Consider the following 12,392-nt stretch of genomic DNA (forward strand, 5'->3'; position numbering starts at 1 on the left):
TTGTATTTCGTATTATTTTGAGCTACTATATGATGTAGAAGTCAGTGGTTCAGTTTGGTGAGTCAGTGGGGACGTTTCAGTTTGACTCATTTTGCTAAACAAAATGAGTCAAACTGAAACGTCCCCACTGACTCACCAAACTGAAAACACCCCACTGACACACCACCACACGTCTGAAAGGAGCTCTTCATGAAATCACCTGCTGCTATCGCAACCACTTATGAAACTGTCGGAACCGCTAAAACCAACATGAACTTCAGAAAGACGTTCCTTTTGGGAATACTGGCGGGAGCTTTCATTGCTCTGGGAGGTCTCGGAAGCCAGATCGCATCGGTATGTGCTCCGGATCCGTCAACAGGAAGGCTTGTCAGCAGCGCGGTTTTCCCAATAGGTCTTTTCATGGTGCTTGTGGGTGGCGCTGAGCTCTTTACAGGTAACTGCCTTATCATCATTCCTGTACTTAGTAAAAAAGCTAAGCTCTCGGGAATGCTCAGGAACTGGCTTATCGTTTATTTCGGAAATATGGTGGGCGGACTTATCATCGCTCTTCTTGCGAATTTCTCGCATACCTATGCCTTTGCAGACGGGGCTCTTGCCAAGGCTGTTGTCAGCACAGCTGTCGCTAAGTCCGGTATCTCTTTTACCGATGGAGTGCTCAAGGGAATTCTCTGTAACATATTGGTCTGCATGGCTGTCTGGTGCTCCTTTGCAGCAGATGAACTGGCAGGAAAAGTGCTCGCCCTCTGGCTTCCCGTTATGCTCTTTATCATAGGCGGATTCGAGCACTGCGTTGCCAATATGTACTTTATCCCTGCAGGCATGATCGCTACATCCGTTTACGGAATCGCTGCAGATGGACTTTCATTATTTGGGTATTTTGTCACCAACTTGATTCCCGTTACACTTGGGAATATAATAGGTGGCGCTCTCTGCGTGGGAGCAATGTATTATTTGATTTATTTAAAGGATTGATTGTTTAGAAATGTGGAATTATATAAAAGGACTTATCAGGAACGGAAGCCTCTTAACGAAATTTCTTTTTGGCTCATTTGTCTTTGTTGCAGTCATGACTCTTTTAGCATTCTTTGGCACTGCTGGGAAGGATTCTCTGCCATTTTTGGCAATAGGCGGCTTTTCATTTTTTAAGAAGTACAAAAATCGTGTAGCAAATTACTTTAAAAATATCGAGACCGTTCCCTACTGGGGCAACAAATTCGGGCGCGATCTTTGTATCAGACTCCTGTCAGAGGACAAGTTTAAGCCTTATGTAAATAAAAAAGGCAGGAAAGTTCGCGGATTAGAGGTAAGTGAAAGCGGCAGATGGTTCTGCATTAAAGGCCAGTACTACCCCACTTATCTGGTTTATGACTACAACGGAGCAACCGGCGATATTACCATGATTGACGGAACGCAGGTCAGAGCCGGCGACTGGAGGTTCGACTCCATTCTCATCGGTGGTCTCATGGAATACCTGAATGCTGATAGGACACTTCGCCTGGATAATGCCTACCACACAATGATCTCCACCGGTGACTGTGCACGTGCTTTTAAAAGAATCCATCAGGGAAATTACCAGAACCTCGCAACAGCTGACTGGGATGAGTTCAGATACAGATGGGAAAAAGAGCTCTCAGAAATTGAAGTAAGAAACATGAATGCACAAAATTCAAGGGACCACGCCAAAGCATTGCGCAACAAGCGTATTGCGGATGAAGCTCTCCACAGCAGAGTTCTGATGGACGAGGAGATACATGAGATTGCCTATGCGATCAATCAGAATTTGATAAAAAACATCTCGGAATGGTTTAAAATGGAAGCTTTCAAAGATGATATGTGCATCTGCAACGGTGTTAAGCTCCTTAAAAATCTCGGATATCCGGCAAATAAAGTGGGTGTACAGTTCCTCTTTGACTGCCTGAAAGATATCCAGAAGCCTTACTTTGAGGAAGCAGTTGCTGTCCTTGAAAAATACCCTCATGATGAACTCGTTGCAAGAATAGAGAGTAACGTAGAAACAGCCCACGCCACAGGAGATGTCCTCTGGGGCGCAGGCCTTATATATCTTTCAAAAAGAATCGGTTATGAAATTTCTCTGGCAAAAGAGATGAATGAAGCTGAACCTATGCTTCAGGTGCAGTCTTTTACTCGATCGTAAAGCTATAGTCTGAGAAATCTGCCTTAAGGCTGGCCTTATTATCACCGTTTGTCCAGGTGAAGGTCATAACGCTTCCATCAGTCTTTATATCCAGCTTCGCATCAAATCCAAAGGCAGGATTTGTGTTTCTGAATCTGAGAAGTTCAAGCTGCTTCTTAACAACATCCTTATTCATGGCATCAGCAATCTGATCCATAGTAAGGTTTGTTCTGTTGATCTCCTTATGTCCACCTGCTCCGGCTCTCTTAACTGCCTCGTGGTCATTCTTACCTGCAAAAAGGTCGAGGTACCAAACCTGAGGTTTACCGGGCATGAACATCTGGATTGCTCTTGCAAAGAGCATCTTCTTGTCATCATCTCCAAGAGCGCTGTAATATGTAGCATTTACCTGATAGTACATATTCTTGGCACCGTGAAGGTCTTTTACAAAGCCTCCTCTGCCGACGATTGTATCTATCATCTTCTGAATATCTTCCTCTGCAAGGATTCCCTTAAGGTCAAGAAGCGGAATACCGTCGTGGCAGCCAAGCATGTTGACTACGCGGATTTTCTTTTCCTGGATCTCGTTTGCCCACTTCTCAAGGACAGAACCGTCCCTGTTCTCAATTGCATAGATAAGAAGTCCGGGAAGGAAGAAGTCGTAGGTCATGTAGCCCTTGTTTGCAACGGTCTCATAAATCTTTTCGCTGTAACTTGCATGAATCTCGGGAAGGAGAGATACTCCAAACTCGTCAGCAAGCTCTTTTACCCTCTCGAGAACATCCCAGGTATCAGGCTCATTTAAGAAATTCTTCTTGCCGGGCTCCTTAGGGGCATAGGCAAAGGCATCAAGTCTTACAATCCTTGCGCCGTAGCCTGAAAGGCTCTTTAATGTATTTCTGTAGTGCTCCCAAACAAGGTCTGACTTGATGTTGAGGTCCATCTGACCAAGATAACGTCTTCCGGACTCAAGGAGCTCTACTACTGCATCCTTATATTTCTCATAACCTGTAAAATCAATCTCTGAAGGCTTCTTGCCCTCATCAAGGCCGGAGCAGATTCTCTTTGAGAGTCTGTCTGCTGCCAGGTACTGAATATCCATCTTCTCCATGAGGTCCTGAGCATCAGGGCGCTTGTACTGAACTTCCTGATAGAAGGTGTTCCAGTAAGGAACGTCTTTTCCATCGGGCATTCTCACCATAAGGATCGGAAGTCCGGGCTTTCTGAAGAACATATCCTTGATATATTTCTCTTCGGGCTGGATGTAACCCTCAGGAGTTATCTCTCCGTAGCCTTCCCAGAACTTATTCCAGTTGATGAAGAAGTCCTTGTACTTAGAATTCTCACCGTTCTTTAAAAGATCCTGGAACTGGGGAGAAAGAACTGATGCATGATTTAAGATAAAGTCCAGCTTAAGGTCAATTCCGAGCTCGCCGAGCTTATCAATATCAGAGGCGCTTGCCATCTCTTCATTGATGCTGTAGTCAATTACAGAAAATCCTCTGTCCAGGTCTGTGTTAAAAATACTTGGGAGAATGTAAAAAGACTGAAATACATCTTTAAACTCTTCTTTTGAAAGGACAGAAACAATATCTGCCATTGTTCCACCCATACTATCGGGGTAAGCATTTAGCATCGGACCATTGTCTACGAAATTTTTTTTCATAATTATTCACTCCATTATTTAAAAGAGGGTGTTGATATGTGTGATTTTACCCATTACCAAACCTGTCAAAATGTTATTTCATAAGTTCCTGGAACTGATCAAAACTGATTATATCTCCGGCTTTTGAAATGATGATCTTTGCCTTGTGAGCCTGCTTAACAAGTTTAGCCTGTTCAAGCTCGAGAACCAGCATTGTGAATGGGCTGTCCAGCTTGCCGTCACGGTTTCTTGATCTTCTGTGCTCCAAAGTCTCAGCAGGAGTGCTGTTTAAAAGTACCGGAATATCAACTTGACTCATGTAGTCACTATTGCCGTGAGTCCACTCTACTATTAAAACCTGCTTCTCTGACATGTCTACTTCGTCATACCACAGGGATGCTTCATCACGTCCCATTCTCTTAAGCCAGAGCTTGTCTGCTCCGTCCTTAAATGCCTTCATTATCTGGTCTACTTCAGCAAAGTCTGTTTCATTGGGTGTACCAAGGTACTCATCAAGTCCCTTAGAACCTGCTTCAAGGTAGCTTCTGAACCATGTGTCAGTCTCTAAATGTGCCTTGTTTGCGTCATCATCAGCTGCCTGCCACTCTCTGATCTTAGCTACTGTATCAGCATTCATGACACCTGCGTCAACCATTCCTCTGATGCCTTCTTTTCTAAATGTATGAAGCCTTTCAGCATCATTGTACATTGGAATTCTGTGTGGGTAATTGTCACCGGACATTGTGTAGCTGCCTATTCCTGCGCTTTCCAGTAAATATGACAGGAGTGATGCAATTTCGGATTTTCCGACTCCGGATCCTCCGCATACGGCAACAACAGCTCTTTTATAAGGATTAGCTGCCATCTTCTCCGAAAGCTCTTTTACCAATAAAGGAAAGATTGTTCTGGCCTTGGCGATGTGACTCTCTCCGATCTCGATCTTATCTCCGGGCATATCACCGTGGGGAATGTCATCGGGAATACTTATATTAGAAACAATTGTTGCAGCTTTTGAAAGCTTATCATCAGTGTCTTTAAAAACAGTCACTTTGTTATATTTAGTGTTCATGTTTTCGTTTTCTCCTCTTTGAAATTTAGTTTTTGACAACTTGTATTATTGCATGTTATGTTGAAAAAAAAGACGGGGTGAAAAATTTCTCCTCGTGCTGAAGACAAAATACACTAACTTTTTTTGTTTGTAAAGAGCCAATTGAAAAAATGATCACGATCAAAGAAATCGCCAAACAACTAAATATGAGCACTACGACGGTCTCAAATGTTATTCACGGAAAAGCCGGAGAAGTCTCTGACGATACCAAGAGAAAGGTCGAGGAATTTTTAAAAAAAGTCGACTACGTTCCAAACATAAATGCCAGGAACCTTGCACAGAATGAGTCAAAGATCATCGGACTGGCCCTGAAGGCCCGTGCTGATAAATACGAGAACCTGATCATGGATCCCTTCGTCTCGGTACTTATCGGAGGTGTTGAGGAGACCATCAGAAACGCCGGTTACTTCATGATGCTCTATATCTCAAGTGATACAGATGAGATCATGAGACATGTGTCCACCTGGAACGTGGACGGACTGATCCTCTTTGGTATGCTCAACGATGACGGTATAAGAGTCAGCGAGAAATACAAAAAGCCAATCGTCTGCATAGACACCTACTCACTCGAAGGCCTTAAGCATTTCACCAATGTCGGCCTCGACGATGAACAGGGCACCTACGACATGATCAAGTATCTTATATCCCAGGGGCACAAAAAGATCGCATTCCTCTCCGATAACCAGAGCGGTGTCGATCTGGCAAGACTTAACGGTTACAAGAAAGCCCTGAAGGATGCAGGTATCAAGTACAAGAGTTCAAACTTCTTGCAGATCCATCCAAAGAGTGATGAGATTGACGAATCCCTCGCGGAGATCTGTGACAGGTCAAAAGAGTTTACCGCTATCTTCTGCGTATCAGACCTTTATGCAATAACTCTTATAAGTGCGCTGACAGACAGAGGCATTAATGTTCCCGAAGAAATATCCATTGTTGGATTTGATGACAATATGCTGGGTCAGCTCCACAGACCGGCGCTCACCACAGTCCATCAGGATGTAAAAGCAAAAGGTATTACTGCTGCAGATACTCTTCTTAAGCAGCTCGCAGGACACAAGACACCTAACCAGATAAAGCTTCCGACTCACCTGGTTATTCGTGATACTGTCAGAAAGATCAACTAAAAGATCCATAACCCATTGTTAAACTTGACCAACTTAAGCTTAAACGCATAAGTTGGTCTTTTTTATGCTTTTTCATAAACTTTATAAACGTTTTATTATTTTTTTAGTTTTTAGCGTAATCGTTTAAGCCCGCTAGGCACGCCAACTTTTGCGCATAAGTATGCAAAGAGCCGAGACTTTTTAGATTAGTTCTATTGAATTTTGTACAGAAGTGTGATATTTTGAATTTAGCGTACAACTTATGCGCAAAAGTAACCGCCAAAACTTTTGCATGTTATGGCAGAATGCACAAAAGGAGGAAACAAAATGAAAAAGAAACTCATCTCAGCAGTTCTTGCAAGCGCAATGGTTCTTTCACTTGCAGCTTGTGGAACTACAGGTACTACCGGTACCGACACAACAGCTGCCCCTGCTGACAACGCAGAGGCTACAACACAGGAAGCAGCTCCTGCAGATACAGCAGCTACTGAGGCTCCCGCTGCCACAGAAGCTACAGGTGATCTTGGAGAGGTTCGTCTTCTTAACGGTAAGCCTGAGATCAATGATCAGATGCAGGCTCTTGCAGCTAAGTACAACGAGGAGACAGGCAACACTCTTATTGTTGAGACAATCGGTGGCGACACAAACGCATCTGACGAGCTCAAGAAAATGTATCAGGCTGACAACATGCCTGACATCTTCGTAATCGAAGCTAACCAGGCAGCTAACTGGGACGGCATGCTTGCTGATCTCGCCGGTGAAGACTGGACAAACAAGACAGGTTTTGAACTTACAAACGACACAATGGGAACAATCGGATTCCCTTACACAGTTGAGGCAACAGCTCTTGGTTACAACGCTGATGTTCTTAAGGCTGCAGGTGTTGATCCTGCTTCTCTTACAAGCCCTGATGCTTGGAAGACAGCTTGCGAGACACTTGATGCTAAGAAGGATGAGCTTGGTCTCACAGCTGTATTCGGATGGTGTGCAGAGCCTACAAACCTTGGATGGTCTTCAGGTACACACGTATTTGGTCAGTATCTTGATGCAGGTCTTAAGGCCGACGACACAACATACATCGATCTTCTTAACGACGGTGGAAAGATTGATGAAGCAAGAATGAAGGACTTCGCAGAGTTCATCGGAATGATGAACCAGTACTCAGATCCTGCTCTTCTTATCGACGGAACATATGACACACAGGTTGCAGGATTTAAGGAAGGCAAGTATGCATTCATCACACAGGGTAACTGGTGTGTAACATCTCCTGACGATGTAAGCTTCGAGTGTGGATTTGCTCCTTATGCATTTGAGGATGGAATCAACACAATCATCGCTGGACCACCTTCATACTGGGTAGCATATTCAAACGGTAACGTAGACGGTGCTAAGGCATTCTTCAACTGGTGCGCAGGCGATTCAGCTCAGAACATCCTTGTAAACGATGCTGGTCTTGTATCTCCTTTCGACGATTGCCAGTATGAGGCAGTTAACCCATTCTACAAGAGCATGAACAGCTACATCACAGCAGGTAACTACTCAGGATGGCACACAATGCTCAAGAAGGACGGTCTCCAGAACCAGACATGTAACGTATTTGCAGATTATGCAAAGGGCAAGCTTGATGCTGACGGATTTGTTTCAACAATGGCTCAGGTAATCTCAAGCTACTACGCTCAGTAATTAGGGGAAGCTACAAGGTATTTCTAATTAAGGTTTTATTTACGGGCAGGGATCATTTCTACCCTGCCCGTTTTAAAATGAACATCACAAAATTTTTTCTTCTATTTAAAGAAAGGGGGATTTTCTAATGGGTACATTTTCTACCGGCAGAAAGGTTGCTTCTTTTGGTAGCCTTATCCTGGGACTTGTGCTTACGATTGCCGGACTTGGACTTTCCATGACCGGAGCAGGCGACCTTATCTTAGGTACGTTGCCCATTAACGGAACACCAACACCTATTATCTTCGGAAGAGGCGCTATGTTCGTAATTGGTATAGTCCTGTTCTTCGTAGGCCTATATCTGTTCCCTACATTCAAACATCATCGCGCAATCGTAAACATCATTTTCCTGTTCCCACTGCTCTTCGCATTTGGCGTAACAGTAATCATTCCACTATTCCTCGGTATCGGATATTCCTTCACCGACTGGAACGGAATCCTGATGCACCAGTTCGTAGGCTTTGGCAACTACGCAAGAATGTTTAATCAGACCGCTTTCCTTTGGTCAATACTTCTTACATTCCTGTTCGTTGTATTCAACATGATCCTGGTTAACCTGGTTGCATTCTTACTTGCTCTTCTTTGCACATCAAGGATCAAAGGCCTTGGGTTCTTCAGAGCAGCTTACTTCCTCCCCAACCTTATCGGAGGAATCGTACTTGGTTACATCTGGCAGTTCATTTTCAGTAACGTTGTCACGAAGTTTACCGGTACTTACTCAATGCTTTCGGACACAAAGACAGCCTTCATCGCTATCATCATCGTATATATATGGCAGTATGCAGGTTACATCATGCTCATCTACATCACAGGACTTAACACAATCCCCGGAGATGTACTTGAGGCATCAGCCATCGACGGAGCTAATCCTCTGCAGACTCTTTTCAATATAAAGATTCCTATGATCGCTCCTACTATTACAATATGTACATTCCTTACTCTTACATCAGCCTTCAAGCAGTTCGATGTAAACCTTGCTCTCACAAATGGTAAGGGATCAGTTCAGTTCCTAGGAGAGTATATCGCAAACGGTACAGAGATGCTCGCACTGAACATCTACTCCACTGCGGTAATCAATAACGACTATGCTCTGGGCCAGGCCAAAGCGGTTCTGTTCTTCATCATCCTGGCAGCTGTATCTATCATGCAGGTACGTATATCTAATAAGAAGGAGGTGGAATTATAATGCATACAAAAGAAAAACCGGCAGCCGTAGCTATAAGATTAGTAATTGCTATAATTATCGCAGCTTATGTATTGTTCCCATTCCTCCTGCTTGTTATTAACTCAGGAAAAGAGACTTCCAATATCACAGCTAATCCTGTAAGCCTTGCAGGATCAAGCCTTGGACAGTTCAGATTCAACATTCACGAAGTTATCAATGACCCTAACTTCCTGTTCTGGAAATCCTTTGGATATTCAGCACTGATCACGGTTGTATCCCTGGTTCTGCTCTCATTATTCGGATCAATGGCAGCCTGGGTTATCTGCAGAAACAAGACAGTTTGGTCAACAATTATTTACTTTACTTTCATCGCATCAATGATCATTCCTTTCCAGGTAGTAATGCTTCCACTTATTTCTACCTTCCGTGATGTAGGAAAGTTTATCGGAATTCCAATGCTTCAGTCAGTTCCCGGTATTGTATTTGCTTATCTGGGATTCGGCGGAGCCATGACAGTGTTTATCTTAAACGGCTTTATCAAGGGCGTTCCCTTCGACCTTGAGGAAGCAGCTTCCATCGACGGATGTACACCTGAGCAGACATTCTTCCAGATCATCTTCCCTCTGCTCACACCTGTTATCACAACAGTTACAATCCTCAATGGTATGTGGATCTGGAACGACTACCTTCTTCCTTCAATGATGCTTGGACAGAACGGTAAGGTAATGACAATCCCGATCGCTATCCAGAAGTTCGTTGGATCTTATGTAAAGCGTTGGGATAGAATTCTTCCCGCTGCACTGCTTGCTATCATTCCAATGATTATCATATTCCTTATCGCGCAGAAACAGATCATGGAAGGTATGATAGAGGGTGCTGTAAAGGGCTAACTTCCTTATTACCAATAACTTCATATATACATAAAAAAATCCCGACATTCGCAAGAATGCCGGGATTTTGCATGCAGACAAAGAGGGCTCTGCAGTGTATGAAACCAATGTTAGCCCTGAGCAGGTGATTCTGCAGCAAAGCAAGTAAGCTTCCACCGCATTTGTGCAAATATTTAATTTGCAGTGGATCTTCCTTTGAATGTTCTTAGCAATCTTCCACTACATTTACTCATATATTTAATTTGCAGTGGATCTTCCTCTAAATTATTCTTGAAATCATCCACTGCATTTACCATATATTTAATTTGCAGTGGAACTTTCTTCAAATTATTCCCGAAATCATCCACTGCATTTACTCATATATTTAATTTGCAGTGGATCTTCCTTTAAATTATTCCTGTAATCCTCCACTGCATTTACTCATATATTTAATTTGTAGTGGAACTGGCTTTAAAAAGAGACTGCCCAGTGAGCAGTCTCTTCAACTTTCAGTTTCTTCATTATATTTTTACAGTTGTAATAAGCTCCGTCTTATCGCTTAACAGTTCCATAACAGAAACTTTTATGTCTCCTGCTGATAAGCGTCTTACATATATTACAAGCCTTCCTTCATAGGTTTCTCTGTGATCTTCAGTGTAAGGAGTAAGGTCAGATAAATTGCCATTATCAATTCCTGCAAGTTCTCCTGCTCCGGTGACCTTAGCCATAATATCTTTTTCCAAAAGACCCTTTGGAAGCTTCACAAGAATCTGATAGATGTAGCCCGTTTCATTGCAATCATCTGCAAACTCATTATCCAAGCAAGCAGCGTTCAAAAGGTCTGGCTTCCAAAGCTCTACAGATACTTCATCAGTTTCTTTTTCGGAAAGCCCTTCGCCTCCCCAGAGCTTACTTCTTACATTAAACTCTTCCTTGGCAAAGCCTGCTGTGGTAATAAACCCAGCCGATGATCCTCTGATAGGCCATCCGTGAGCTTCTCCCAGATAATCGATTCCGGTCCAGATAAACTGTCCGCACACGTAGCTGTTATCTTCTACAATCTTCCAGGCTTCAGGACTGTGGCCATTTTCGCTTCCAAGAAATGTCTTTTGGGGGAATCGTTTGTGATCCTCTTCATATAGATGTTCCTTGTAATTGTACCCTACCACATCCATTTCATCTATAAAGCCAATCCTGCTTGACAGCTCAGGAAATGCTGCTGCCACAGTCACAGGCCTTGAATCATCCTCATCCCTGACTATAGCCACAAGCTCTTTTGCCAAAACAGCAAGTCTCTCCATGTTTGGCTTGTTAGCGTCATACTGCCTTTCAGCCGCAGGTTTATTATGATCATTATTACCTGTCATCTCAGAGAACATGGGATGACAGTAAGGATCATTGGGATAATCTATCTCATTGCCTATACTGTAAAGAATAACCGACGGATGGTTTCTATCTCTCCTGACCATCGTCCGAAGGTCAGTCTCATGCCACGCAGGAAAGTCCTCGTAATATCCCTGGTGCTTTGGAGGATAAACGTTGTGGCCTGTTGACCACTTATTCTTCGGATTCTCCCATTCGTCAAAGGCCTCATCCATCATCATAAAGCCCATTTCATCACACAGGTCATAGAGCTCGGGCATGTGAGGATTGTGGCTGCACCTTATGGCATTGCAACCGGATTTCTTCAGAAGCTCAAGGCGCCTTCTCCACACTTCCTTTTTCATGGCTGCACCAAGGCATCCGCCGTCATGATGAACGCAGACTCCTTTGAACTTCATGCTCTCTCCGTTTAAGAAAAAGCCTTCATCCGGGTCAAAAGAAAATGTCCTTATGCCAACCTTTTTCCTGTCCGCCACATAGCTCGTATCTCCTGCAGTTATCCTGGTTTCCAGGGTGTACAGATATGGAGAATCCGGACTCCATAGCTTCGGATCATTTAGGCTTCCCGAAAGGTTTATCACTACCATATCTCCTTCCGGCGCGGAGGGCTCACTTTCCATGGTAAGAACAGTGTTCCCGTCTGCATCAAGCAGCGCATTAGATACTACTATGCTATCCGCCTCTGCCGTCAGAATCTCGTTTCTGACAGACACTTTGGCCAGTGTCCTACCTCCGTCAGTTTCAACACTGTCGCACTTAAAGAATATTCCATCCACAGCCGGCGCTGTTTTCTCGGAAACCACAATGCTGACTTTACGCGTTATTCCGCTGCCGGTAAACCATCTGGAATCCGCAATGTCGGTATGAACTACCTTGACGCTGATCTGAAGCTTATCATCTCCAAAACTCGCCCGGTCAGAGATGTCATAGCTGATCTGTGCATAGCCACTGGGTCTTTTCCCAAGGAAATAGCTGTTGACCCATACATAGCTGTTCTTGTAGATTCCATCAAAGGTCAAAGTGATCCTTTTGCCACGATATTCCTCCGGAATCCTCACGCTTGTCCTATACCATGCGATTCCGCCGCGAAGATACCCGGTTCCGCTGGAAAACTCTTTTGAAAAAGGAGCCTTCACGGAAAAGTCGTGAGGAATTGTAACTTCTTCCCAGGTGCTGTCATCATAGCCCTTGTACCATGCCTCTTCGCATTCGCCATAATGAAATTTCCAGTTATCAGTAAGAATTATTCTCTCAGTATCCATA

At 43.8% G+C, this 12,392-nt stretch carries 9 protein-coding genes; 6 read left to right on the top strand and 3 right to left on the bottom strand.

Going from position 1 to position 12,392, the window contains the following annotated elements:
• Window positions 1–189 precede the first annotated feature (189 nt).
• Window positions 190–972, top strand: a complete 783-nt coding sequence (locus G633_RS0115850; protein ID WP_026520520.1) for a formate/nitrite transporter family protein — start codon at window positions 190–192, stop codon at window positions 970–972.
• A 10-nt stretch (window positions 973–982) separates the two neighbouring features.
• Window positions 983–2,155, top strand: a complete 1,173-nt coding sequence (locus tag G633_RS0115855; RefSeq protein ID WP_026520521.1) for a hypothetical protein — start codon at window positions 983–985, stop codon at window positions 2,153–2,155.
• Here the strand turns inward: G633_RS0115855 and G633_RS0115860 are convergent.
• On the bottom strand, window positions 2,142–3,800 hold the full coding sequence (locus G633_RS0115860) for a glycosidase (RefSeq protein ID WP_026520522.1): 1,659 nt from the start codon (window positions 3,798–3,800) through the stop codon (window positions 2,142–2,144). The genes G633_RS0115855 and G633_RS0115860 overlap by 14 nt on opposite strands.
• Window positions 3,801–3,873: 73 nt before the next feature.
• A complete protein-coding gene (locus G633_RS0115865) occupies window positions 3,874–4,848 on the bottom strand; it encodes an adenylylsulfate kinase (protein ID WP_196804284.1) in 975 nt (324 codons plus the stop codon).
• A 149-nt stretch (window positions 4,849–4,997) separates the two neighbouring features.
• Here G633_RS0115865 and G633_RS0115870 point away from each other — a divergent pair, with 149 nt between their 5' ends.
• The 4 genes from G633_RS0115870 to G633_RS0115885 all read left to right on the top strand — a co-directional run bounded on the left by G633_RS0115870 (window position 4,998) and on the right by G633_RS0115885 (window position 9,767).
• On the top strand, window positions 4,998–6,011 hold the full coding sequence (locus tag G633_RS0115870) for a LacI family DNA-binding transcriptional regulator (RefSeq protein ID WP_026520524.1): 1,014 nt from the start codon (window positions 4,998–5,000) through the stop codon (window positions 6,009–6,011).
• A 306-nt stretch (window positions 6,012–6,317) separates the two neighbouring features.
• A complete protein-coding gene (locus tag G633_RS0115875; RefSeq protein WP_022768554.1) occupies window positions 6,318–7,673 on the top strand; it encodes an ABC transporter substrate-binding protein in 1,356 nt (451 codons plus the stop codon).
• 127 nt (window positions 7,674–7,800) lie between these two features.
• Window positions 7,801–8,898 (top strand): carbohydrate ABC transporter permease, encoded by a 1,098-nt coding sequence (locus G633_RS0115880; protein ID WP_022768555.1) that lies wholly within the window; start codon window positions 7,801–7,803, stop codon window positions 8,896–8,898.
• Window positions 8,898–9,767, top strand: a complete 870-nt coding sequence (locus tag G633_RS0115885; RefSeq protein WP_051200316.1) for a carbohydrate ABC transporter permease — start codon at window positions 8,898–8,900, stop codon at window positions 9,765–9,767. Before G633_RS0115880 ends, G633_RS0115885 begins: the two co-directional genes overlap by 1 nt.
• A gap of 500 nt (window positions 9,768–10,267) precedes the next feature.
• On the opposite strand, the gene G633_RS18810 is transcribed toward G633_RS0115885, so the two are convergent.
• Window positions 10,268–12,391, bottom strand: coding sequence for a glycoside hydrolase family 2 TIM barrel-domain containing protein (locus G633_RS18810; RefSeq protein WP_051200317.1), 2,124 nt, complete (start codon window positions 12,389–12,391; stop codon window positions 10,268–10,270).
• Window position 12,392 lies beyond the last annotated feature (1 nt).

This window comes from Butyrivibrio sp. FCS006 (assembly GCF_000424525.1).
Lineage (GTDB): Bacteria > Bacillota > Clostridia > Lachnospirales > Lachnospiraceae > Butyrivibrio.

Excerpts from the sequence above, each read along its gene's own strand:
- G633_RS0115850 (WP_026520520.1), top strand. The coding sequence starts at position 190 with ATGAAATCACCTGCTGCTATCGCAACCACTTATGAAACTGTCGGAACC.
- G633_RS0115855 (WP_026520521.1), top strand. The coding sequence starts at position 983 with ATGTGGAATTATATAAAAGGACTTATCAGGAACGGAAGCCTCTTAACG.
- G633_RS0115860 (WP_026520522.1), bottom strand. The coding sequence starts at position 3,800 with ATGAAAAAAAATTTCGTAGACAATGGTCCGATGCTAAATGCTTACCCC.
- G633_RS0115865 (WP_196804284.1), bottom strand. The coding sequence starts at position 4,848 with ATGAACACTAAATATAACAAAGTGACTGTTTTTAAAGACACTGATGAT.
- G633_RS0115870 (WP_026520524.1), top strand. The coding sequence starts at position 4,998 with ATGATCACGATCAAAGAAATCGCCAAACAACTAAATATGAGCACTACG.
- G633_RS0115875 (WP_022768554.1), top strand. The coding sequence starts at position 6,318 with ATGAAAAAGAAACTCATCTCAGCAGTTCTTGCAAGCGCAATGGTTCTT.
- G633_RS0115880 (WP_022768555.1), top strand. The coding sequence starts at position 7,801 with ATGGGTACATTTTCTACCGGCAGAAAGGTTGCTTCTTTTGGTAGCCTT.
- G633_RS0115885 (WP_051200316.1), top strand. The coding sequence starts at position 8,898 with ATGCATACAAAAGAAAAACCGGCAGCCGTAGCTATAAGATTAGTAATT.
- G633_RS18810 (WP_051200317.1), bottom strand. The coding sequence starts at position 12,391 with ATGGATACTGAGAGAATAATTCTTACTGATAACTGGAAATTTCATTAT.